18 protein-coding genes are annotated in these 25,429 nt (G+C 49.2%); 5 read left to right on the forward strand and 13 right to left on the reverse strand.

What is annotated here, in order from left to right; all coding sequences use genetic code 11:
- Window positions 1-13 precede the first annotated feature (13 nt).
- From ACXAH4_RS04705 to ACXAH4_RS04720, 4 genes are all read right to left on the reverse strand, one after another.
- Window positions 14-445 (reverse strand): MerC domain-containing protein, encoded by a 432-nt coding sequence (locus ACXAH4_RS04705; protein ID WP_474849301.1) that lies wholly within the window; start codon window positions 443-445, stop codon window positions 14-16.
- A 7-nt stretch (window positions 446-452) separates the two neighbouring features.
- A complete protein-coding gene (locus tag ACXAH4_RS04710) occupies window positions 453-1,076 on the reverse strand; it encodes a ZrgA family zinc uptake protein (RefSeq protein ID WP_474844001.1) in 624 nt (207 codons plus the stop codon).
- An 87-nt stretch (window positions 1,077-1,163) separates the two neighbouring features.
- Complete coding sequence (locus ACXAH4_RS04715; RefSeq protein ID WP_474880975.1) at window positions 1,164-2,528, reverse strand: 5-methyltetrahydrofolate--homocysteine methyltransferase; 1,365 nt, start codon at window positions 2,526-2,528, stop codon at window positions 1,164-1,166.
- A 32-nt stretch (window positions 2,529-2,560) separates the two neighbouring features.
- On the reverse strand, window positions 2,561-4,957 hold the full coding sequence (locus ACXAH4_RS04720) for a TonB-dependent receptor (RefSeq protein ID WP_474844003.1): 2,397 nt from the start codon (window positions 4,955-4,957) through the stop codon (window positions 2,561-2,563).
- An 89-nt stretch (window positions 4,958-5,046) separates the two neighbouring features.
- On the opposite strand from ACXAH4_RS04720, the gene ACXAH4_RS04725 reads away from it, so the two are divergent.
- Genes ACXAH4_RS04725 through ACXAH4_RS04735 form a run of 3 tightly spaced genes read left to right on the forward strand, consistent with a single transcriptional unit; the run spans window position 5,047 to window position 6,691 of the window.
- The gene (locus tag ACXAH4_RS04725) at window positions 5,047-5,265 is read left to right on the forward strand and encodes a hypothetical protein (protein ID WP_474844004.1); all 219 of its coding nucleotides are present in this window, start codon (window positions 5,047-5,049) and stop codon (window positions 5,263-5,265) included.
- Window positions 5,262-5,681, forward strand: a complete 420-nt coding sequence (locus ACXAH4_RS04730) for a TraR/DksA C4-type zinc finger protein (RefSeq protein WP_474844005.1) — start codon at window positions 5,262-5,264, stop codon at window positions 5,679-5,681. Before ACXAH4_RS04725 ends, ACXAH4_RS04730 begins: the two co-directional genes overlap by 4 nt.
- Window positions 5,681-6,691: a CobW family GTP-binding protein gene (locus tag ACXAH4_RS04735; protein ID WP_474849305.1), complete on the forward strand. Its 1,011-nt coding sequence runs from the start codon at window positions 5,681-5,683 to the stop codon at window positions 6,689-6,691. Before ACXAH4_RS04730 ends, ACXAH4_RS04735 begins: the two co-directional genes overlap by 1 nt.
- Here ACXAH4_RS04735 and ACXAH4_RS04740 read toward each other — a convergent pair.
- The 9 genes from ACXAH4_RS04740 to ACXAH4_RS04780 form a co-directional block, all read right to left on the reverse strand.
- Window positions 6,681-7,358, reverse strand: a complete 678-nt coding sequence (locus ACXAH4_RS04740) for a hypothetical protein (RefSeq protein ID WP_474844007.1) — start codon at window positions 7,356-7,358, stop codon at window positions 6,681-6,683. The two genes, ACXAH4_RS04735 and ACXAH4_RS04740, sit on opposite strands and share 11 nt — an antisense overlap.
- A 128-nt stretch (window positions 7,359-7,486) precedes the next feature.
- Window positions 7,487-7,648: a DUF533 domain-containing protein gene (locus ACXAH4_RS04745; protein WP_474844008.1), complete on the reverse strand. Its 162-nt coding sequence runs from the start codon at window positions 7,646-7,648 to the stop codon at window positions 7,487-7,489.
- A 127-nt stretch (window positions 7,649-7,775) separates the two neighbouring features.
- A complete protein-coding gene (gene rhaT, locus ACXAH4_RS04750; RefSeq protein ID WP_119499531.1) occupies window positions 7,776-8,834 on the reverse strand; it encodes an L-rhamnose/proton symporter RhaT in 1,059 nt (352 codons plus the stop codon).
- A gap of 307 nt (window positions 8,835-9,141) precedes the next feature.
- Window positions 9,142-10,287 carry an alpha-hydroxy acid oxidase gene (locus ACXAH4_RS04755; protein ID WP_119499530.1) on the reverse strand — a complete coding sequence of 382 codons (1,146 nt, stop codon included), beginning with the start codon at window positions 10,285-10,287 and terminating at the stop codon, window positions 9,142-9,144.
- Between the two features lie 101 nt (window positions 10,288-10,388).
- The gene (locus ACXAH4_RS04760) at window positions 10,389-11,684 is read right to left on the reverse strand and encodes a sugar isomerase (RefSeq protein WP_474880977.1); all 1,296 of its coding nucleotides are present in this window, start codon (window positions 11,682-11,684) and stop codon (window positions 10,389-10,391) included.
- A gap of 10 nt (window positions 11,685-11,694) precedes the next feature.
- The gene (locus ACXAH4_RS04765) at window positions 11,695-13,887 is read right to left on the reverse strand and encodes a bifunctional rhamnulose-1-phosphate aldolase/short-chain dehydrogenase (RefSeq protein WP_474880979.1); all 2,193 of its coding nucleotides are present in this window, start codon (window positions 13,885-13,887) and stop codon (window positions 11,695-11,697) included.
- 278 nt (window positions 13,888-14,165) lie between these two features.
- Window positions 14,166-14,951: a DeoR/GlpR family DNA-binding transcription regulator gene (locus tag ACXAH4_RS04770; protein ID WP_119499527.1), complete on the reverse strand. Its 786-nt coding sequence runs from the start codon at window positions 14,949-14,951 to the stop codon at window positions 14,166-14,168.
- A 100-nt stretch (window positions 14,952-15,051) separates the two neighbouring features.
- Window positions 15,052-16,431 carry an FGGY-family carbohydrate kinase gene (locus tag ACXAH4_RS04775; protein WP_474880981.1) on the reverse strand — a complete coding sequence of 460 codons (1,380 nt, stop codon included), beginning with the start codon at window positions 16,429-16,431 and terminating at the stop codon, window positions 15,052-15,054.
- A 126-nt stretch (window positions 16,432-16,557) separates the two neighbouring features.
- Window positions 16,558-19,218 (reverse strand): TonB-dependent receptor plug domain-containing protein, encoded by a 2,661-nt coding sequence (locus ACXAH4_RS04780; RefSeq protein ID WP_474844012.1) that lies wholly within the window; start codon window positions 19,216-19,218, stop codon window positions 16,558-16,560.
- 500 nt (window positions 19,219-19,718) lie between these two features.
- On the opposite strand from ACXAH4_RS04780, the gene ACXAH4_RS04785 reads away from it, so the two are divergent.
- Window positions 19,719-23,351: a family 78 glycoside hydrolase catalytic domain gene (locus ACXAH4_RS04785; protein ID WP_474880983.1), complete on the forward strand. Its 3,633-nt coding sequence runs from the start codon at window positions 19,719-19,721 to the stop codon at window positions 23,349-23,351.
- A 23-nt stretch (window positions 23,352-23,374) separates the two neighbouring features.
- Window positions 23,375-25,387, forward strand: coding sequence for a glycoside hydrolase family 3 protein (locus ACXAH4_RS04790; protein WP_474880985.1), 2,013 nt, complete (start codon window positions 23,375-23,377; stop codon window positions 25,385-25,387).
- The last annotated feature ends 42 nt before the right edge of the window (window positions 25,388-25,429 follow it).

Below are 25,429 nucleotides of genomic sequence, written 5' to 3' on the forward strand. Positions count from 1 at the left end.
AACAATTGGTATTTCAGGAGTGCTCACAGCGGGTGAGGTTTCGCTTTCGGAAGTTCTGAATATGTGCGATGACGATAAATAATGAGGCGATTATGGTTAACACCGTCTCCCCCGCCTCCCCGACAGTGTCATGAGCAACCGTGCCGGCGAGGGTAAGCAGTAACAAACCTGCCAGTCCGCAGGAAAGTACTTTGCCATTCTTGTGGTGCCGGTAACCGGCAAGTAACGCCACAAGACCTACCGGTATAACAAAAAACAGCAGGACCTGATGGAAGACTTCGTGGTCGAGGATTGCCAGCCCGCCGAAAGTGGGTAAGGCGATGATTAATAATGGTGTGAGTACGCAGTGAACAACGCATAAAGATGAAAGTGCGATAGCGATTTTATCGCCCACTTCCTGAATCCGCGGCATAGTATTTCCGTTGTAGAGAGGAGTATTTTGCATGTGATATTTACCAGCTTACTGTTGCGCTCTGAGGTGTAGCGTCAGCCATCCCCTGACCTTTGTCGTTTACCCACTGAACTTCCAGGGCTGACAATGATGGCGCCAGACGAAAAAGGGTTATCGTCATTTCAGAAATGTCGTCACTACAAGATAATTGATAGGCTAACGTAACATCTTCGTGATGGTGCGCATCATGATGATCCTCGTCGTGATGATCCTCGTCGTGATGCTCCCCGTCATGGTGTTGCTCATCTTCATGCTGCAGGCCATGAGTTTCATGGCCGACGTCGTGTTCAGGAGAGTCGTGGTCGGGAAAGTCGACCTCCTGACTGACCAGCTGGCAATTTCCGTCTACAGAGAAAACGTTGCTGTACTCACTTATTTGTTTTTCGATTTGATGTACCTGCTGCATCTGTTCATCACTTTCCGGTGCATGCTCGAAACCCAGTAAATCCGCTGCAGGAATTGAAAATTGAAGCTGCCAGTTACTCTCATCCTGGGCAACGAGTAACTGTCCGTGTCCGTGAACATGCTTGCCTGCCAGAGCATAGGCTGCAGAAAAAGGAGCTAAACATAAAAGAGCGGCTGCGGATGTGGCTGCAAGCCCTGGTGTATGACACAAAGAAAACATAATTTTGCTCCTGAGAGTTAGTTTGAAGGAATACGTCGCATTCCATTTGGTTTTACCGGTAATGCGACGCCCGGGGGTTACAACATGTTACTCGTGCTCAGCGGCAATCCCGAGCCAGCTTAGAGAAGCAGGAACGAAACCAGGTTCAATTTCTCCGCTTACAGCAGCAGATTCGATATCTACAATCACAATATGAGAAGCAATCGGGTCAGCGACATAAACCGTCCCCGCGCTCTGAGAAACTGTCATCGAGAAGTTAAGGCCGTCAGGCATGGTGGAAATATCCGCGTCACTGATATCCACCCGCGCCTCAAGCTCCCAGTGCATATGGTCATCATGGGCGTGGGCTGCCATTACCGACAAATAACCCTGACTATCTAAGATAAGAAAATGCACACCATCATAGGAAAAGCCGTAAGAAACCGGGGTGGCGTCCGTTTCCGGCTCCCAGTCAATCTCTTCCATCTCATCGTCATCAGCATGAATGGCCGTAATAACGGCGGCACCGCCACCGTGACCGGAAGCAATACCAACAAAAGACGCGGCGTCATGGTGGGTGTATACAGACCCGATGCGCATGTCACCCACGGCCTCAATGTTGGCAATTTTCGATGATGAATACACTTCATCAGTTGCCGAAAGAACAAGTACACCATCATTGCATCCGAAAACAGCAAAACTGTCATTCATTGCTGCACCATGCAGATCAGGACATTCACCGGCAAACAGTTGCTCCTGCTCATAAACACCGTCATGCAAGTGATAAACGCCAACACTGTCTGGCAGCACCGGGTTCGCTGAAGTGGTTTCGCTGTCATCCCGTCGAACCGTACTTATCAGCATGTCACCTGTTGGTTCAGCAACACCGTGCATATTAACATCGTAAGTCAGGGTATTAACGGAACTTGCTTCAGCTGCAATGTTGGTATCTGTTACCACCTGAACGGATGCAGGTGAACTGCTGTCAGCATCACCGTCAAAAAACACTGCAAGCTGGCCGTCGTGACCCACTACATGGGTAGGACGACTGCCTGTCAGCGCAAAAGTCGTCATCGCCGGTGCTTCTTCATAGTCATGCAGGTGCTCAACATGATCTTCCCGCCAGAGGCCGCCATCCACGAATTCAACGAGGTCATTGGTGCGGCTGGTGATAACAGCAAACCGGCCTCCAGCTGACGTAGCCAGCGCACTGTCGCTGTAGGTTGTTGAAAAGGTGTCAAGAAGGCTGTTGTCGTCGAGATCAAATATTGCCAGCGTGTTTGATTCTGCATCAAGAACGGATAACCGGCCGGCACTAACAATTGTATACCCGTCATCATGATCGTGATCGTCATCGGACTCATCCACTATAGGATCCTGCTCAATGATGGTGGTTTCTGCGTCACCGCAACCGGTAAGAAATAAGGCACTGATCACGCTTGCAAGAAAGCTGAGCTTTTTCGTTGTATTCATTTTCGATTCCATTGATGAATTCAGGTTTAACATTAGAAGTAACCTCTCAGACCAACACCAAAGCTGCGGCCTGGACGGGGAGCAAGATCTTTAAGAAATGATGAGTGGACTCTTGCTTCCGTATCGGTAAGGTTGCTGCCTTTCAGGTACAAAGACACGTCCTGAGACAAGACTTGCATGTCGTAAGACACAAAGGCGTCCACAAGGGTGTAACCGTCAGTAACGGTTTCATAGTCTGCAATGCGGTCTTGCTCAGCGTAACGGGTAATATCGAGGTTTGCGGTAATCACTTCCGACTGATAGCTGAATTGTGCTCCGAATCTCAACGGTGGCGTTCGGGGTAAATCACCGCCATCTTTCAGGCGGGCGCGTACATAATCCGAAAATACCTGCGCCTTGAACTCGTCAGTCACCTGCCAGGCAACCTGCGCCTCAAAACCATGTAAAATCGCATCATCTGATTCAAACAGGTAAACCGGCAACTCACTGCTATGATCGTGAGCCTCCTCTGCCTCTTCTTCACCATGATCATGACTGTGACCACTTTCGGCAAACAGCCCCGTATCGATTTGATAGTAGTAATTATCTATCTGGTTATAGAAAGCATTAAAAATGAAGCCAATGTCACCATCAGTTTTTCTGAAGGTCACATCGATGTTGTTTGCCGTTTCTAAATCGATGGCTTTTGAAGCCAGACCTAACGCACTTTCTTCATCACCGGTCAATTCAAACAACGCACCGATCTCATAAGTACGGGTACCGATATGAGGACCAAATGACAATAACTCTGATGCAGAAGGTGCACGCTGAGAGCGGGATACTGAAATACCAATGTTATAGCCGGGTGTAAAATCCCACACTAAACCCGCTGAAAGTGAGACTGGCGTGAATTTCTGATCCACACTAAACACACGGGTAACCGTTGTTTCACTCTCGTGATCATGGTCATGTTCGTCTTCAGCTTCTTCTTCATCATGAGCATGAGCAGAAAGCTGAGGCAACTGCACCTGAGCAGCGTCGAGAGTAACCCGTTCAATCCGCGCACCGAGTTGTAACAGGAAGTCGCCAAAGTGCCTTTCTTCCATCAGGCCCAGAGCAATCATTTCCGCTTCAGACGGAGGAGTAAATGCTTCCTCCCCCTGCGCGGCCACTTCACTGTTTTTATAGTGAAGACTTAAGCCACCCTGCCATTCAGAAAATGGCGAGTGCATAATATCGAAACGGATTTCGTCGGTAGTGTTTTCAAAAATTGTACCGGCAGCGCCGTTTTCAATTTCGGCATGTTCGTAATCGGTATGGCCCGCGCGAAACTGAACGCGGTCAATCCATTCTCCTTTTAGCCGGTACTCACCAAGAACCTGTACCTTTGTTTGCTCAAGATCAGCAAACACATTTTCTTCGGCTTCTTCGCCACCATGAGAATGTCCGGGAATACCGTATTCACGGTTAAACCGTTCTACCGCCACACCCACGTAGCCGTTATCCATCAGATAGCTGCCGCCGAGGGTCAGCCCGTCAGACTTTTCAGCACTGTTTTTAACAACATGTTCAGCATCCTGGCCGTCTTCATCCATGTCCGGCGCAACGGGCGTGTCGTAGTCGTCAGACTCCCGCCAGTAGCCATCTGCATAAACGGCAAATTTATCAACGCCGGTGGTAACATTAAAAGAGCCCAGTTTCTGGTTATTCACCGAGTCAGTTTCGAGCAACCATTCGCCCCGGGTATCATTGTCTGTCGGGATCCGGCCGTCTACCACATTCACTACACCGCCGATTGCACCGCTGCCATAAAATAATGTTGCCGGCCCCCGTAACACTTCTATCTGCTGAGAAGTAGACGCTTCAGAGGCAACGGAATGATCAGGCCCCACGCGGGATACATCACTGACATCCAGACCATTTTGAGCAATCAAAACCCGTGGCCCGCTTAATCCGCGGATGATGGGTGTACTGGCTACATTGCCATGAAAATTCGACTGTACGCCCGGCAGGTTCTCCAGTGTATCGCCCAAAGTAGCTGCCTGTTGACGTCGCAATGACTCTCCGGAAAGAACACTGACCGGCGCCGCCGACTCCATGGATGAAAGATGCATGGGCGTTGCAGTCACATCAATAACTTCGATGGCACTTCTTGTCAGCGCCAGTTGAATATTTGCTGGTGACTGCTCTCCTACCGATATGGTTTTGTGCAAATGAGCATATCCGGGAGCAGAAGCATGGATGACATACTCACCGGGTTCGATTTCCGGAAACACAAAGCTTCCGTTCGCATCAGCGACAACCTCAAGCCCTAATGCTTCAATCTCAATGGTTGCCTTAGCCAGCGTCTGCCCTGACGCATTTTTAACTGAACCCTGTACCCCTTGCGCATTCACGACAAAGGGAATGACTGTCGCGATGGCCGCAGCGACATAACTTAGCTTAAACATCCACTCTCCAAAGAAATGTTATATTATAACAATTAATAGAATGTTATAATGTAACAAGTGCAATTACAACAGGAAAAGGATGATACGCCGTGACCTCACCACTCATACCACAAAGCTATCAGGAATGGGTGCACTGCATTACCGTTGAATGTGGTCTGCAACTCGACAGTCAATTTATAGCTGCCCGTATCGGGGCACTGAGCAATGAAAAATCTGAACACACACGACAATTCATACAGTTGTATGGAAGAAGTCATCACACCCGGATTTTAGGTTGGTTCCGGCAAGCTGGTCAGGAGGAAAAATGAGGGAACTCACAAAAGAGCAAATACTGTCCGCGTCCGAAGATGAGTATATGAACGATGCGCAGCTCGCCTTTTTCAAATCGTTACTGCTCGAACTTAAAGACAAGACCATGCTTCACATTGAAGATGTAAAAGAGTCATTAAGCTCTCCTCCCGAATTCAGTGATGATGTAGACCGCGCACAGTATGAAGAGGAATCCAGACTGGCCCTGAGAATTCTGGACAGAGAACGCATGCTTCTGGGCAAGATAGCCAAATCATTAAAGCAAATTGAAAACAAAAGTTACGGCTATTGCCTGGAAAGTGGCGATCCCATTGGTATACCCCGTTTATTGATCAGGCCAGTTTCAGAATATTGTGCTGACATCAAGCAGATAAACGAAGGCAAAGAGCAACACTTTTACTCAGGCAGGAAATAATGCGTATTAACCGGATATCGGCGGCGGTACCCACCAACATCATTACCGGTTTTCTGGGTGTGGGGAAAACGTCCGCTATTCTGAACTTACTCAAACAGAAGCCCGGACATGAGCGCTGGGCGGTACTGGTTAACGAATTCGGCGAGGTAGGTATTGATGGCAGTTTAATGCGTGGACAATATTCTGAAGAGAAAGGCGTGTATGTTAAAGAAGTGCCCGGCGGGTGCATGTGCTGTTCAGCAAAGCTGCCAATGCAAATTGCTTTAAATCAGCTGCTGGCGAAAGCCAATCCTCACAGGTTGATTATTGAACCTACCGGGCTCGGACACCCGAAAGAGGTGATTGATATTCTCAGCGAACCTCACTATCACGATGTCATTTCACTGCAAAAAACAATTACGCTGGTTGATGCCAGAAAACTGTGTGACAGGCGGTATACAGAACATGACACGTTTAACCAGCAAATTGATATTGCGGACCTTATTCTCGCTAACAAGCAGGCGCTTTACTCTGATGCCGACAGGAATGCACTCAGAGGATATATAAAACAGCGAAAAGGAGATATGTTCACTACGCTGTTTACTGACTTTGGCGAAATAGCCGTGAATATCCTCGAAGGAAAAACACAGATATCACAAAGGTGGGGTCACATTTCGGGCCAAACTAAATTTCCGCTGCCGGACACTCAGGGTGCTCCGGACGTCCTTCTTCCTGAAAACGGGATCCTCAAATCTGAAAATAGCGGCGAAGGATACCGGTCTGTGGGCTGGCAATTTGACGTCCGCTATACCTTCAGGCGTAAAGCATTCAGAGATTGGGCTGTGACGTTTAAAAGTAGCCGGATTAAAGCTGTGGTAATCACAGATGAGGGTGTTTTGGGGCTCAACATTGAAGGCGATGAAATGACGGAAATGTTTCTTGATGACTGCACTGAGAGTCGTATTGAAATCATTGCTCCGCAGACAGATGACTGCCGGGAGCAACGATTACTGGACTGTATTAAAGCTTAGCGACATCCTGGGTTTTCACACCGCATGCACCATGACTGCGTTTTTCATGGAAGGCCACTTCCAGTGACTGCATCATCGGAGCATGATGGTCGATAGTCAGCAGATGTTTTTCTACCCGTCTGGCATCAAATGCTGTAAAGAATGATTTCAGGAATACTTCGTTGGTATCGTCCTGCACCAGCACCCGGGCACCGGTCTGCACGATAATAATGTCATCGTCTTTTAAGTTGTAGCGTTTCGCCAGAGACTCGATTTTACTCAGATACGCTTCGGCTTTTTCCGGTGAGTTAGCAAGGATAGCCGGAATTTTAGCGGCTTCAGACAAAGGGATTTTTTCTTTCCCTAAGATGTACATATTGTCCTGCGTGAAGTGTACCCAGTTTTTTGAAGCTTTTTCTACAATCGCAATTTGTGCAGCGTTTTGCGCCTGTTCAAGATAACTCAGTCCTGTTTCAGGATAGTCTGCCAGTAATTCCAGATTCAGTTGCACCTGCGACTGAGAGTTATTGCCGATAACGGTAAGCAGCTTGTTCTGGCTCACATTTTCGGAACTGGCGGTTTCACAAAGATCACTTGGAAGATAATAATACTCACCCTCGCTGATGGCGCTGACGGGTGAAGACACGGCGGCGAACGCCAATACTGCTGCACTACATAACTTTTTCATAATCTGTCCTGAATGGGTATCTGCATCGACTGATTAAAAATGTAGCACAACAATATCGTTTTTATGGTTCTGGAAAAAGATACCTTTGGATGGGATTTGAAAACTTTCAGGTATGAAATTTTATTCGTTTAGGTTCTGCCACTCTCGTTCAGACGGCGTACCATTTCATCATCCAACCGCAGCAAAGCCGCTAATTCTCTGAGGTAGACCTTCTCCATATGGTTCTGTTCATCGATTACCAACAATGATGCCAGGTATATTTCTGCGGCCATTGCGGGTGAAGTTGCCATTGCCGCCACGAAGGTAATTAAGTTTTGTCACTTAACCGGCTGACAATACAGCTCAGCGTACCGGAGAGAGATTAAGCGCGCCAACCTACTGGAAACCATACCAAGGCCGGCGCCAGGGACTGTTACGTTATTGCAGAGAGTTACCTACGCCGATCACCAGCGTGGCAAGAACAAGTAAAGAGATACCGGTCAGCAGCAGCATACGACTCTTTTTATTGCTGCCTTTCCATTCCATCAACGCTAATCCCCACAGCGTGGAGAAAATGATGATACTGGCCATATGAATGGTCCAGCTGGAGAACTCGTACTTACCCATGTTGCTTTCGCCCATGGTGTAAAAGAAGAACTGGAAGTACCAGAATGCACCGCCTAATGCAGCCAGCAGATAGTTTTTCACCATCGTGTTGCCCTGCAGACGCTCAGTGCCTTTGGCGACCTGACCAAAAAACTCTTTGGCAGAACCATTTTTCGCAATCAGATAAATACACCAGACGGCGTTAGTCGTTAAACCACCCAGCAATACAACACACAGTACAGGCAAACCCTGCCAGAGATGATCGGTGCCGGCTTCAAGAGTCAGTTCACGGATGGGTTTACCCGCCGCAATACCGAAAGCAAAACAGGCAGACATGACGCCGGAAAACGCGGCGATGGCTAAGCCTTTTTTCATATCAATGGTTTCGGCTTCTTCTGTGGTGCCGAGACTGCGGTTCTTTTCAGCTGTCGCCCTGGCAACAACAATAACTCCGACGAGGGTCATCAACGTACCGCCTACAGCAAACTGGCCACTGGTGGTCGCCAGTACGGCACCGATAGTGCCATCAAATATAGGTGGGCCTAACGTCCCTAATACTGTGGTAAGACCCAACACAATAGCCATGCCGGACGAGATCCCCATGTAGCGTACAGCCAGACCAAAGGTTAAACCGCCAAAGCCCCAGCCCAGACCCCAAAGGAAACATTGCTGCAATGTGCTTGCCGGCGTACTGCCCAGTACACCAAATAAATCTTCGGTCTGGACCATCGCGAAAAACCACGGGCACAGGAACCAGCTGAAAATACCACCGGTCAGCCAGAAGATTTCCCATGACCACTTTTGAATGCGTTTGTACGGAACATAGAAACTGGCAGAGAACAAACCGCCCAGCCAGTGAAACAATACCCCTAGTAATGGATTTGGTGTCATGCCTTTACTCCCGGTACACCACCCGCATGTAATTTTTAAGTAACGGGTTTACATCATTTAAACAATACAATTGCCAGCATACACAATAATTTTATGTAAATCACACACTTTTAATCATTTCCAATCACAAATATTCAAAAGTAGTAATCATGAGGTGCAGGGATACGCATACAGTGATGTATTTAAAGGAGATCCGTAGAACTGTTAACGGATTGGGTCGGGCTTAAAGAAGAGAGGGAGAACAACATAAAGATTGCACACAAGCTAGCCTGCATGCGTGCTTCATTTTACAAAGCGTACAAAACGCTTATCTGAATCGCACGTGGTCGCGGTTCAGCTCGCTGATTTTGCTGCAGCCCATCAGGCGCATGTCCCGTTCGATTTCAGCCACCATTTGCTGCATCGCACGCTCTACGCCCTTCTGACCTGCCGCTGCCAGAGCATAAAGATAGTAGCGCCCCAGTCCGACTGCTTTCGCACCCAGCGCTAATGCCTTGAGTACGTGCGTACCGCGCTGAATACCACTGTCGAACATAACATCAATCTGGTCACCGACGGCATCAACAATTTCAGCCAGGTGATCGAAAGAACTTCGGGAACCATCAAGCTGACGGCCACCGTGGTTTGAAATCACAATGCCGGTACAGCCGATATCAACGGCACGTTTAGCATCGTCGGCACTCATAATGCCTTTGAGACAGAACTGGCCGTCCCAGAATTTCACCATCTCTGCCACGTCTTTCCAGTTCATCGACGGGTCGAGCATATTTGTAAAGTAGTCACCGATAGAGCTGGTTGAACCGCCCATATTAATGTGGGCATCAAGTTGCGGCAGCGAAAATTTTTCATGGGTGACATAGTTAATGCCCCACGCCGGCTTAGTCGCAAACTGCCACAAGCCCGCCAGATTCAACCGGAAAGGAATGGAGAAACCGGTACGTAAATCCCTCTCGCGGTTACCGCCGGTAATGGAATCGACGGTAAGCATCATCACTTCAATACCGGACTCTTTCGCCCGCTCCATCATGGCTCTGTTGAGACCGCGATCTTTATGGAAATAGAACTGATATACCTGAGGCGTATCGTATTGCTTAGCAATTTCCTCCATGCTGACTGTGCCGAGGGACGACACACCAAACATGGTGCCGAATTGCTCAGCGACCGCTGCTACAGCCCGTTCACCCTGATGATGAAACAAACGTTGCAGTGCGGTTGGTGACAAATAAACCGGCAACTGCAGTTTTTGCCCCATCACTTCAACGCTTAAATCAATATCTTTCACGCCGGTGAGCACGCGGGGGATCAGATCACACTCACGGAAAGCCGACGTGTTGCGGCGTAACGTGGTTTCATCGTCAGCACCGCCATCGATGTAGTTAAAAATTGGCCCGGGCAAACGCTTCTGCGCCAACTTACGAAAATCATGAAAATTATGACACTGGCTTAATCGCATTATTGTTTTCCGTTCTCATGCTACAGATCCACAGCCCTCAGATACAAAACAGCCCGCAAACGCGAGCTGTATCTTCAGGCCAGATTCACAGTCCGTCTGAATCAGACGATACCAGAACCGGTGGCATTAGGGTCGCGTGGACGCTCTTTTGCCATGGTTTCACGATAACCAACACCGCGGTAAACACCTAGAGGATTGATAGGTGAACCTTTGCGGTAACGCGCCATCGCCAGAATAGGTGATACATCCAGGTTGAACGCGTTTTTCAGCTCAAGTGACGCCATCAGTGCATCATTGTCTTCCTGAAAACCATACAGGGCTTCACGGTTAACCAGCAATGCTTTGACGTAAGAGCGCTGTACCTCAATGGCTGAATTGATCAGGCTTTCTGCCGGGTCGGTCACGTTGTGTGACTGATCAAGCATGTACGCCGGCCCAAACTCGTCCTGCTGACGATATTCAGCATCAACCAGTTCATTGAAGATCAGGAACTGCTGATACGGATGCAGTGAACCACTGTCCAGGTCATCGTCGCCATATTTGCTGTCATTGAAGTGGAAACCGCCCAGCTTCTTGAACTGAATTAAGCGGGACACAATCATTTCAATGTTGGTATTCGGTGCATGGTGACCCAAATCAACCAGAGACTTACACTTAGGTCCCAGGTGCATAGCAGCCAGCAGGTTTGAACCCCAGTCCTGAATGATAGTGGAGTAGAATGCAGGCTCGAACATTTTGTGTTCAATGTGCATTTCCCAGTCATCCGGCAGGCCTTTATACACTTCTTCCATGCTGGCAAGGTAACGCTCGAATGCACGTTGGAAATGCTGCTGACCGGGATGGTTTGAACCGTCGCCAACCCATACTGTCAGGCTTTTAGCACCGAGTTGCTGACCGTAGCCAATGACATCAAGGTTGTGCTGAATCGCCTGGTCACGGGATTCTTTTTTGGTGTTACTCAAACTGCCATATTTATAAGAGTGTTCCTGACCACGCTGGTCCTGGAACGTGTTTGAGTTCACCGATACCCACTTCAAACCATACTCATCTGCTTTTTGCTTCAGCTCAGAGAAATCGTCAACCACGTCCCAGGGGAAGTGAGGCGATACGCTGTCAGTACACCCTGACATTTCGTTGATCACTGCACAGTCTTCCAGCTTTTCCCAGATATTGCGCGGCTCGCCTTCACCCGGGAAGCGGGCAAAACGGGTGCCGCCGGTACCTGTACCCCATGAAGGTACGGCAACCTGGAATTCGCCGGCCAGCTCAGTGATTTTCTCAATATCGATATCCTGGCGTGCCAGTTTGTCTGCAAGTGCAGCGTAATCTGCTTCTAAGTGCCCTTTCAGCTTTTCGTTGTCATCGCTGATAATGGATGCATCAATTCTTCTTAACATAAGTCACCTCTTATCTCAGGAAAGCTTCATGCAGACCGCCGTCTACACTGATCACTTGCCCGGTTGTTTTGCTCAGTTGACCGGATACAAGAAGATAGGCCGCCTCGGCTTGATCATCCGGTGTGATAGGTTGTTTGGTTAACGTGCGCTGTGCATAGAATTGCGCCAGCTTGTTACGTAATTCTTCCGTGCTTTCACTTTCATCATGAGCAATATCGTACTTGGTCAGTGATGAAATCACGCGGTCTCTCGGGAACATGTTACTGCCCTGCACAACTGTTGCCGGTGCCAGTGCATTCACGTTGACCAGCGGTGACAAGGTAACCGCCAGTTCACGAACCAGATGGTTTGCCGCAGCTTTACTGGTGTCGTACGCCAGAGAACCTTTCTTCGATACGGCTGCATTCACGCTGGTAGTCAGTACCAGTGCGCCTTTCAGGCCCTGCGCTTCCCAGATTTTCTGAGCCGTTGAGCCAACGACATAACCGCCTTTCACATTCACGCCGAAGCTCAGGTCGAAGATTTGATCATTCTTCGCCATGTCTGCGCCTTCTGCGATGAATACACCGGCAGTCACAATCACTTTATCCAGACCGCCATACGCCAGCAGTACCTGTGTGAACAGCGCTTCAACGGTTTCACGTTTAGTGATGTCAGCCTGAAGTGCCACAGCCGGGCCACAGGCAGAAATTCCAGTACCGGCTACACCAATTCCCTGACCATACTTGTCGGTAAGTTCTTTGGCGGTGCGCTGTGCATTCTCAAGATTAAGGTCTGCACACACTACGTGGGCACCTTCTTTAGCAACACGGTGCGCTGTCGCTTTACCGATACCGTCACCGGCACCAATCACCACAACCACGTCGCGGGCCAGTGGCGCTTCTGCCGGCATACGCTGAAGTTTTGCTTCTTCTAACGCCCAGTATTCAATATCAAACGCTTCCTGAGCTGGCAGCGCGGTATATTCAGAAATCGCTTCTGCACCACGCATTACTTCAATAGCACAGTTATAGAATTCTGCAGTAACGCGGGATTCACTCTTGTTCTTGCCCCAGGCAATCATACCTACACCCGGGATCAGTACAACAGTCGGGCTCGGGTCACGCATAGCCGGAGAATCTTCACGTTTACAGGCTTCGTAATATGCCGTGTAATCTTCACGATACTTTTCCAGACCAGCTTTAAACTTAGTGATCAGGGTATCGAAGTCATCATTCTGCGGATCGAAATCGACAAACAGTGGCTTAATCTTGGTGCGCAGGAAATGGTCAGGACACGATGTACCTAACTCAGCCAGACGGGGCGCATCTACGCTGTTTACGAACCGCAGTGTGGCATCGTCAGTTTGTACAGTACCGATGAACTTCACTTTATTAGAAAGCAGACCACGGGCAACCGGTAAAAAGTCTTTTAACAGACCTGTACGGGCCGCATCGTCCAGAGACTGATACTTCTGACCGCCAAAGGTCATTTCGCCTTTGTCATGCTCTTCAATGTAACGTGCCGCTGTTTCGATAACCCATAAAGAGGTCTCGTAACAGCTTTTACTTTCAGATGACCAGTTTGTGTGACCGTGCTGACCTAACAGAATACCCCAGATGTCAGGGCTCGCAGCGTAAGTGTCTTCACACAGTTTCGCCGCTTCCCAACCGGGACGCATCCACGGCACATAGGCCAGCTTGCCGCCCCAGATCACTTCAGTCAGTTCTTTCTGCGCCTTACAGGATGCAACGGAGATAACTGCATTCGGGTGCAGGTGATCAACGTGCTTTTCGTCAATCATTGAATGCAGAGGCGTATCGATAGACGAGGCCCGTGGATTCAGGCAAAAGTTACAGTGCTTGAACATGCCGACCATGCGGTCTTCACCGGCAGACTTATAGCCTTTATCTGAATAGTCCTGATACACGCCGTCAAGTGCGTTCAGTTTGTCCTGGTATAAAGAAGAGAAGTTTTCTTTCTTTGATGTACGCAGGTCGCCACCGGAACCTTTTACCCACAGCACTTCAGTTTCTTCACCTGTTAACGGATCTTTTTCCATTAACTTAGCCGAAGTATTACCGCCGCCGGTATTGGTAATACGCTGGTCTTCGCCCAGCTTATTCGAGCGGTAAACCAGGTTTTCTACGGGATCGAGTTTATCTGCAACCTCGTCTTCCCACAGATATTTAACGTGTTTGTATTCATCTGGCTGATAAGGCATTTATAGGCATCCTGTGAAGTTAATTAATTGAAACTGGTCTTTTGTGAGACTCATTAATTCATTAATGATTCAATATACATCCAATACAATCTTTGTCAATCATTTCCAATCACAATATAACAGAATTGTTACAAGTATTTTAAGGGTTGTATAAATCTATTCAGGAATGACGCTTTGCGGATGTTTAGCAGTTGTTAATGAAGGCAGGGCTGATTCAGAGACAGAAGCTGAAAAGAACGCGGAAGGATACCGCGCTCAGTTTGTACGAGTGGTAAATCCTAATCGCAGGCCTCGACCACAATCACATTCACACCGAATTCGCGGATTTTATCCAGTGCTTCCGGTGCTGCATTGCTGTCGGTGATGACCGTATCGACTTCAGACAATCCGCAGAAAATCAGATTACCTTTCACACCAATTTTACTGCTGTCAGCCAGTACGATAAGTTTATCGGCCCGCTTACGGAGTTTTTGCTCCGCCAGAATTAACAACGGATCGGTTTCCATGACGCCGAATTCACTGACACCGGGTGAACCCATGAACATTTTACTGCCACGGTAGTTTTGTGTTGTATCGTTTTCAAATGAGCTGAGAATGATACTTTGCTTGCGGTACACTTCCCCGCCGGGTAGGGTTACCTGATTCTGACTGTTTTCCAGTAGCTCATGTGCAAGTACGAAGGAGTTCGTCAGAATGTTCATGCGTCTTTCGGCGAGAAACTCAGACATCATGAACGTGGAGGTACCGCCATTGATGATAATAGATTCGCCGTCTTCACACATGTCAGTGGCCGCTTTGGCAATGAGTTGCTTGGTACTGGTATTGCGCTCTCTGTCCACCAGAAAAGCATTACCGGAAAGGCGGATATTAGACACGGTCTTACTGTCTAACACCTGCGCGCCGCCGCGAATTTTTTTAATTTTCTTCGCATCAGCCAGTTTGTTTAAGTCTCGACGAATGGTCGCTTCAGACGAGTTAAGTTGCGCGCACAAGTCGCGCACACTCACAAAGGTGCTCTCATCAAGGATATCCAGAATGAGCTGGTGACGTTGCTTCTCCAGCATGGTGTTGCCTGTATAATTGTTATTCGTGTAAGCGATAATATAGTCACCTGTTCAAGCACAATCAATCAAAAAACCAAGTTTTTGATTGAATATGATAGATTCATCCCATCGATTTGTACCACTTTTCCCGGTACGCTTCCAATTTATCAAACGCAGAAGGTTCACAGGGCACTAAGTCCAGTTCAGCTGCAGCCTGCTTATCAAAGTGAATTAAACTTGCCGCGCCCATTACTGTTCCCGTGTTATCACGGGAGAGCATGACAGTCTGGTCCGGACGCAGCTGTGCGACTAACTTGCATAACATGGGGTTCTTCAGGAAAGCCCCTTCTATATATATTGTGCCGGTTGAATGCAGATCAGTTAACCGTTGATCAATCATCAGCGCACAGTACAGCGTCGCAATAGTCTGAGGAGCAGGCGGCGCATCCGGACATAATTGTTTCGCAGTAAGGCCACCGAAGGGGCCATTCCCCTGACTGTAATCCGGCGTCACCATCCAGCCTTTATCCAGCGCCTGCTGAATATCCCCGGCTTCAGCACTCATGCGAATGTTGCCGCCCAGAGAAGTACAGATGCTTTCGTATTCCCGTCCGCCCATGAAACGTGCGCAACTGACCGGGTTAGAGAAAATATCCACGTTGGCCAGGGTATCTTTATAGCTGGCAAGTTTGCCGGTGTTACCGTTTGCCTGCATCAGAATGGTCCAGGTTCCGGTAGAAATCACGTTGAAACTCTCGCCGCTTTTCGCCAGTGACAAATAGCGCAGCAGGCTGGCATTGCTGTCGTGGATACCGGCAAAAATCTCGCACTGTTCAGATAATCCGGTTTCCTTTGCAACCTTCGCTGACACGGTGCCAAGACAATCCCATGCGTTTTTAAGTGCCGGCATTTTTTCCCGCCAGCCACACTTATCAATCAGCGAAGAGTAGTCTTTTTTCTGAGGTTGCCACATATCAGTATGACACCCCAAAGATGTTACTTCTGCAGCCGGTGAGCCGCCGAGACGCCAGGCCCAGTACTGCGGGTAAAGCAAAATGGTTGAGGCTGAGTCGAACGCCTCTTTATACTTCTGCTGTAACCAGAACAATTGTTTACCCAGATTCAAACCTGCAGGCAATGCGGGGGATAAGGTTTCTGAAAAGTCAGGATGCACACTTTCATAAGCATCAGAGCAACTCTCTACGCCCTGAAATTCATAATCAAGGACCGGCAGTGCCAGTTGATCCCCTTCAGGGGCGTTCGTATTCACTAACGCAGCCGTCGCTCCGTGAGTGGTGACGACAAAAGCGTTGATATCAGGCGTAAGTGTGCATGAGCGTAAGGTTTCTGCCAGCCAGTTCCATATGCCTTCCACATCTGCCTGAGGATACATGCCGGCAATGGGCGCATTCTTACAGCTGAAGCTGGCGCATTCTTTACCGTTATCTACCAACAGCAATTTAATGTGGGTTTTGCCTATATCCAGAACGGCTTTAAGCATGATTTTTCTCCTGCATTTATTGTGTTCCGTCATGTTGCTTTCGTCAGTACTCAGGCCATTATTAAGCCTTACTTTGAACGACAAAAGGCGGAGTCTGCAGACTCCGCTTTCAGTTCATGCACTGAATTACATCTTCAGATTCAGCCCCAGATAAATAACACGGCCCAGTGTTGAACCACTGATAAAGCCGTTTGCATCATCATAGTAAACTGCATCTTCGTCGAACAGGTTGTCTACGTTTACAGTAACAGATGCTTCTTCCACAAACTCATATTCGCCTAAATCGTACTTACCGAACAGATTTACTGTGGTCAGAGAGTCTGCTGAAGCAACCGCGTTTTCCCAGCCATCGGTGTGAAGAATACGCACAGTACCCAGCATGTTTTCGTAAGTCGCACCTACCTGAGCTAGCAGATTGTAGTCACCACGCTCATCGGTACCTTTTTCATCCTGATACGCCGCGCCCTGTACAGGCTGGAATGTTCTGTCCAGTGTATAAGAGCCGGCAACGCTGGCATTCACGCTACCAAAGCTGGTTTGCCATTCTTTAGCGATGTCGAAATCGATACCCGACAGTTTTGTGGCCGTCATATTTTTACGGCGGGCATCGAAAAGGACGTAGGCTGAATTGCCGTCAGCGTAAAGACTTTCGATTGACTGACCGTCAATGCGCATGCCGTCAGCCGCTGCCAGCGCCTCATCCAGTGTTGGATTGATTGTGTAGTAATCCGAGTAACCTTCCGTACTGAACAGTACGCTTGGCGTATAGAACGGCGCAAGGCTGATAGCACTTGAATAGTCCACATCGAAATAGGTCATGCTGACTTTCAAACCCTCAGAGAACTCTGGTGTCCAGTCGAAACCTACGCTGTATGACTCAGATTCTTCAGGCTGCAGCCCGTCGCTACCACCGGCCAGAATAATAGTACCGCGATAGAAATCGCTGGCTTCGCTATCTGGTGCCGTCCAGGGGCTCACACCCAGAGTAATAGCGCGGGTATCAACGGCTGCACCGGAGTCTGCCAGACTTGGCGCCTGGAATGAGGTACCCCATTGTGCACGCAGACGTAAGTTGTCAGTAGGAGAATAATCCACACCAATCTTCGGATTAGTTGTACTGCCCACATCGTTGTAACTGTCGTAACGGATGGATGCAGTAAAGTCGATAGTACCGGCATCGATGTCATCCATCACCGGCACAACCACTTCACTGAAAACAGACTTCACGTTACGTGATGCGGATGTTTCTGTCATTTGCAGGGCATCTGCTGCGCCACCGCCGAACGACACGTCGTAGTTTTGCTTAAAGTATTCGGTACCCACAGCCAGCATCACATCACCGGCCGGTAAAGAATAAATAGCACCATCCAGTGTCAGACGGATCTGATGGTGAGTTTGCTTGGCATCGCCCAGTGTACCGTAGTAAGAAAGGATACTGCTCAGTACCGCAGGATCTGTTGAAGCTACATCGTACGGGTTCAGCGCTGTAGATACATCCGTTCCGGCCAGCGCAGTAGCAACGGCAGTCGCATTTACGCCGGTTTCTTCGCCGTGGGTTTCCGCCCAGCCGTAACTGTATGCGGCTTTCAGACGCCAGTAGTTCGGTAATTCTACGGTCAGCTCCGGCATGAAAGAGAATGCTTTAAAGTCGCTGCTGTTTTTCGCGCCCGGGCCAACTACGTCAGAAAAATTGAAGTCGACAGTTTGCGAAGTTTCATCACCGATAGCAGTAAAATAAGGGTTATCTGATGTAATTGTGCCTGAAGCACCCAGATCCGTTAACGCGTTGGTCGCATCGCCGGTAATATCCACGCCCCAGTCACTGTAGTACGTGTTCAGATTAAGGAAAACGTTGTCAGAAAATTCCTGCTCCAGAGCCAGGAAAATGGTGTCCTGCTTTTGCTCCGGTACATAAGAAATACCATCGTTAGGATCACATAAGTTACTGCCTTCGGTCAGCGTGTCCATGCGGTAACTGGTCCCGTTTGCCGTGATATTGCCCGGGCTGCACTGACGGGTACGGTAGTCACCGCCGCCGTTGCTTGTACTGTCAGCAGTAATAAAATCACGCTCAGAGCCCATCACATCACCGTTTTCCGCATGATAGAAAGACAACATCGCCGCACCGGAATCCCATGAAGTGCCGGCAGTCAGGTTAAGGGAACCTGCGGTATAACTGTCACCGAATCCACCTTCGAGGTTTACGGTCACACCATCTTTCGGACGCTGGGTGATAAAGTTAACCACCCCGGCAATGGCATCAGAACCGTAAATGGAAGAACCACCATCCATTACCACTTCTACCGTGCTTAATACTGATGGAGGAATGGCCGCAGCATTTGGTACGGTTTGGATAATACCGGAACCCGGTAAACGTAAACCGTTCAGCAGTACCAGTGTCGTGCTACCACCACCGGTACCGATATCCCGCAGTTTCGGCATTGGCATGCCCTGACCAATATCAGTCGCCATAGTAGGACGGCTGTTGAAGGTGCTGGTCATTTGCGGAATTTGTGCAAGAAGTTCGTTACTGTCAGGCACACCAATTTCAGCGACATCTTCTTCTGAAATCCCTACAACGTTGGTACCTACCGGTGTTGCACCGCGGATAAGGGTACCGGTTGCTGAACCACGAACTTCAATGGTTTCTACCATTGGATCCGGTTCAGATTGTGCAGACTCTGCTTCCTGTGCAACTGCACATTGAGAAAAAGAAGCAGTGATAAGTGCCGCGAGTACAGAACGGCGGAAAACTGGTGTGGTTGTCAGTCCTGAAAATGAAGCCATTTTCAACTCCTTGCGTGGTTGTGTCAGTGATTTATCTAATTTTTGGCAGCGTGTTATTTTTATTAAAACTGCTCGATATTAATTAACATCGAGTCAACAAAGTACATCGACAATCATATGCAGTCAATAACAATCACAAGCAAATATGATTAATACCAGCTATTGATAAAATTTGTGAATAAAAAACAACCAATTTTTTATGGACTGACAGATTGACGCAGAACTGAATGTAAAGTTGATAAAACACGCTTTGCAGCGGACCTAAAATGCGCTAATCACTCTACAGAGCACTACACCGGCGCGGGTTATTCAGTCCGGTTGGTACCACTCACACGCCTCCAAAACCTTTCGTTTCCGGTGACCCGCCGTTAACACATTGACAACATCTATGTGCTTAGGGCAACATGCCAATCACTTTCAATCATAAGGTTTCAGAAAAACTGAAGAAGAATTCAGTTTCACCTGAACAGATTGCCATCAGGTATGTACCGGAGATTTGCATGCGCAAACTTATTCTCACCCTTGCTGTTGCAGCACCCGCCACGTTACTTTCAGCTTGCGGAGGAACTGGCAGCGTTGGAAGTGTTACTGATCAGTTTTATCTTGCAGCACTGGAAACTGAATATCGCACTCAGCCCATTGGCATTGACGTCACCGCGCCCCGTTTCAGTTGGCAGATGTCTGCTAAAGGCGGAGCTAAAGGCCTTAGCCAGTCTGCTTACCGGATCCGCGTAACAGATGAAAACGGCGCGCAGGTATGGGACTCCGGCAAACAAAACTCCTCAGAAGCACTGCATATTACCTATAAAGGCAAACCTTTAAGCCCCCGTACACAGTACACCTGGCAGCTGACGGTATGGGACAGCGAAGGCGATGCGAGTGAGGCCACGTCTACTTTTGAAACAGGCTTACTCGATACATCTCTGAATGCCTGGAATGGTGCGACCTGGATTGGTGGCGATGACAACGCCCTCCCCCTGTATGGCGATTATCTGCCTCTCTTCCGTATCGGCGCAGACATCACCATTGCAGAAGGTGGCACAGCCGGCGGTATTGTTTATGCGGCTAATGACCCGAGAATGATGGATAAGTATAAGAACATCTATCAGGTAGAAAGCGGTGAAGACGAGAGTTATTTTAAGATTGAGCTGGACGTGGAAGGTGTTGAAAACGGTGCACCGGCAAAATTAAACTTTTACCGTGCAGGTTACACGCCGGATGACAACGCAGATACGCCGGTAAAATCTTTCGATATTAAGCAATCATTGATCAATGCTTACAACCGTTTTAAACCTCACCACCTGCTTATCAATAATGAATTCGGCAATGTTACCGTTCAGTTAGATGGCAGCCCTGCATTCTGGGTGGGTGCAGATTCTGAAGAAAAATCAGGATTCCAGATGATGTTTCCGCCACTGGTGGAAGGGGCAACGGTACAGCTGAATCCTCTGGGTCACAACCACGACTACGTCACCTATGGCATGCTTAACGATATCGGTGTAGCGGCAGATGCTGGTACAACCGTCACAGTAAGCAACCTGACGGTGAGCAACATGCATACGCCGCACAGCGTGCTGTTTAATGGCGCTGAGCATGGCGCTGAATTCGCAGAAAAATCTACGCAGGTCAGCGATACCAAGGCAGGGATTACTTTCACCGGTTCTGATGACAGCCAGCTGGTTGTTGTTGATACCCAAAGTAACGGTATGCCGCAACTGCGTACTGAGTTTGATGTGGCAGAAAAGGCCGTCAGCAAAGCCCGTTTGTATGTGACCGCGCGGGGCATTTACGAATACTACGTAAACGGTGAAAAGGTCAGTAACGATTATTACAACCCGGGCCTTACCCAATACAACCTGACCCACCTTTATCAGTCTTATGATGTCACCAGTGCCATTCAAAAAGGTGAAAACGCCATGGGCGCACGGCTGGGCGAAGGTTGGTGGAGCGGTATGCTGGGCTTCGGCAACACCTGGAATGGCTTCGGCGATCGTCAGTCATTGCTCGCGCAACTGGTCATTACCTATGAAGACGGTTCTGAGAGTATTGTGGTTACCCAACCGGGCAGCTGGCAGTTCAGCGACACGTCACCGGTAGTGTACGGCAGTTTGTCTATGGGTGAAGTGTACGATGCCCGAATCGCAGAAGCGCAGGCAGGCTGGGCGACCCCGTCGTTTGAAGGCGAATGGGAACCGGCAGCCGAAATTTCTCTTGAAGAAACAAAAGCGCAGAATGTGCAGCCAAATATGATGCGCCCTGCACAAACGCTGTCGTACGACAATATGAAGCTTATCGGGCAAATCGGTGAACCGGCCCGTGAATTTACCACCGTTCAGGCAAAAAGTGTGGAAGAGGTGCGACCCGGCGTGTTTGTCTATGACCTTGGACAAAATATCGTTGGCGTACCTCGTCTGCATTTCCAAAACGGCAAATCAGGCGAAGCCGTTACCGTACGCTTTGCCGAAATGCTCTATCCGGACTTACCGGAATCAGGCCCGAACGTGGGCATGATCATGACAGAAAATTATCGTGCCGCACTCAGTCAGGATATCTATATCATGGCGGACGGCGAACAAACCTTTGAGCCGCATTTCACTTCTCATGGTTTCCAGTACATTGAAGTAACAGGCATTGAAAAACCTCTGCCCCTTGAAGCGGTTAACGGCGTTGTAGTGAGTTCTGTGCAGGCGCTGACTGCCAGTTACGAATGTTCAGACGACAAGGTTAATCAGCTATGGTCAAACCTGACATGGTCTAACGTAGATAACTTTCTGTCTGTACCGACTGACTGTCCCCAGCGAAACGAGCGTATGGGCTGGTCCGGCGACATCAACGTGTTTGCCCCTACCGCAACGTATGTGAGTGATGCCTCACAGTTTATGCGTCGCCATTTGCAAGCCATGCGGGATACTCAGGCTGACAGTGGCCGGTATGCAGACGTTGCTCCTGTTGGCGGCGGCTTCGGAGGTGTGCTGTGGGGCGTAGCCGGAATTACCGTCCCGTGGGAAACCTACTATCAATATGGTGATAAAGGCTTACTCGCTGAACACTATGCGTCTATGAATGAATACATGACATTCCTGCATGACTCCATCGACAGCGAAACCGGCTTAAGCACTGACTCAGGTTTAGGAGACTGGTTAGGCCCGCAGAACAATCAGTTAGGTGCAGATTATCTGGCTACTGCTTATCACATTTATGCGCTGGATATTATGGCGCAGGTAGCAGCGGTACTGGGCGATGATGCGCAGGCCCGCGAGTACCGCAAACAGTATGATGAACGTAAAGCCTTCTTTAACGATAAGTTCGTTAATGATGAACAGCAAACCGTTGGTCTGGTAGGCGGCCCAAGTATGTTTAATCCGGTGGCTCCACCGGCAGAATGGGCAGTAGCAGACACCCAAACCTCCTTTGCGGTTGGTCTGGCAATGAACGCATTCAACGAAGACAACGCTGCAGCGATGGCAGAGAAGCTGACCCGTTCGGTATCGTCACAAAACGTTGACGATGCAGGGAAAACCCGCCCCGCTTACTCCCTGATGACCGGCTTTATCGGCACGGCCTGGATCAGCAAAGCGCTGTCTGAGAATGGCTATACCGGTGATGCATACCGCTTATTACTCAACGACCAGTATCCGTCGTGGTTGTATCCTATCGACCAGGGTGCGACAACAATTTGGGAACGCCTGAACGGTTACACGGTTGAAGACGGATTCGGTGGCAATAACAGCATGAACTCCTTCAATCACTATTCATTCGGTGCTATCGGTGAATGGTTAATCAGTCACTCAGGCGGTATTCAGCGACTGAGCCCCGGTTTTAAAACCTTCGCGTTGAAGCCGGAGTTTGATCCGCAGAATGAAATTGACTGGGTAAAAGCAGAATATGATTCACCTTATGGAAAAATTTCGAGCCACTGGCAAGTAAAAGATGGTAAGTTTAACTACCGGGTAACCATTCCTGCTAACACGACAGCAACAATTTCGTTACCCGGCGCGCAACAAGCATTGAAGATTGATGGCGAGAGTGTGAATGCCAGTAAGTTCGTAACTAACGTTTCCCGTGCCGATGAAATGAACATCTTTTCATTAGGCTCTGGTACTTACCAAATCACAGGCGCCGTGAACGAATAATTATCCGGTCAAGGACACGATTAATGAAAAAGCATACAGCAACATTGGGTAGTGCCTGCCTTATCACTACCGCTATGCTTACTGGTTGTGGCGAGAAACCCTCGCCCGGCCAGGTTGAGCAACCGAAGAAAGATAGCGCCCCCGTAAGCCAGGTGGCGGTTAAAACCACCAGCAAAGCGGTTATCGAACAGGACGGCCAAACCTTCCGCGATTTGAATGCCGATGGCAAACTTACCCCGTATGAAGACTGGCGTTTGCCGGTTGAAGAACGTGTGGCCGACCTGGTTGCCCGCATGACGCTGGAAGAAAAAGCCGGTGAAATGGTGCATGGCACCCTTCCGGGTAAAAACGGATTTGCCGGTTTTTCTCAGGACGGCTATGACATCGATGTCGCCACTTCCCTGTTCAAAGACAAACATATCGGCAGTTACATCAGCCGCCTGAACATGTCTCCATCAGATCTGGCCGTCGAGAACAACAAAGTCCAGGCGCTGGCAGAAACCACCCGGTTGGGTATTCCAGCGATTATCAGTACCGACCCGCGTAACCACTTCCAGTACGTGTTAGGTGCTGCTGAGTCTACCGATGGTTTCACGCAATGGCCTGAGCCTCTTGGTTTTGGTGCGCTGAACGATCCTGAAGTGACCGAACAGTTTGGTGACATTACCCGTCAGGAATATCGTGCAACCGGTTTCACCATGGCGTTATCACCGCAGGCTGATTTAGCCTCCGAGCCCCGCTGGCCCCGTATCATTGCCACCTTTGGTAGTGACGCTGGTGAAGTGAGTAAGCAGGTGGGCGCGTACATTCGTGGTTTCCAGGGCAGTTCTGATGGTATCACGCCGGAAGGCGTATCAACCGTTACCAAACACTGGGTGGGTTACGGTGCAGCGGTAGATGGTTTTGATGGCCATAACTACTACGGCCGCAATGCACAGCTGGACGATACCAGCTTTGAAGATCATATCCGTGCATTTGACGGTGCTTTCGAAGCAAAAACCACCGGCATTATGCCCGCGTACCCTATCTTACACGGCATCACTGTAGACGGTGAACCGGTAGAAGCTGTAAGCCCGGGCTTCAATAAACAAATACTGCAAAACCTGCTGCGCGGCGATGCCGGCTTTAAAGGCGTTGTGGTTTCAGACTGGGCGGTAACCCGGGACTGTAGTGAAGAATGTAAGGCACCGACGAAACCACAAGGCGTGCGGGAAATTGCGACGCCGTGGGGGGTGGAGGATCTGACTATTCCTGAGCGTTTCGTGAAAGGTATTACTGCAGGTATCGACCAGTTTGGCGGTGAAGACCAGCCTGAGATCATCGTTAACGCGGTACATGAAGGCAAACTGACAGAAGCGCGCATCGATGAGTCGGCCACGCGTATTCTCACGCTGAAGTTTGAGCTTGGTTTATTCGACAACCCCTACGTGGATGAAGCTACTGCAGCATCGAATGTGGGTAAACCGGAATGGCGGGCACTGGCACGGGAAGTTCAGGCAAAATCTCAGGTGCTACTGAAAAATGCAGATAAGCTGCTTCCACTGGCAGACTCGATGAAGAAAGTGTTCGTTGATGGCTTAAATGCAGAGGCACTCACCGCTCGTGGCTTTGAAGTTGTGACCGATCCGGCCCAGGCCGACTTCGCGATTTTCCGTTTCTCAACGCCAAGTGAAAAACTGCATCCGAACCACTTCTTCGGCAGCCGCCAGAATGAAGGCCGCGTGTCATTCCGCGAAGATGATGAGAAGTATCAGCAAATGTTGGCCGTTAGCCAGCAAGTGCCAACTATTTTATCCGTCTTCCTGGAACGCCCCATGGTCATGGGTGAATTGAACAATACCGCAGGCGCTATTCTGGCTAACTTCGGTAGTGCTGACGATGCCGTGATTGATGTGCTTACCGGCAAGGTATCACCCACCGGCACCCTGCCACTGGAACTGCCGTCTTCTGATGAAGCTGTAGAAGCACAGAAACCCGGTTACGCAGACGACAGCGAAAACCCGCTGTACAAGCGCCGCGCGGGACTGACGTTCTAATCCTGATGTTTAAGCGCTAATGAAAAGGCAGCTTCGGCTGCC

Source organism: Alteromonas sp. ABV2_168, assembly GCF_056161165.1.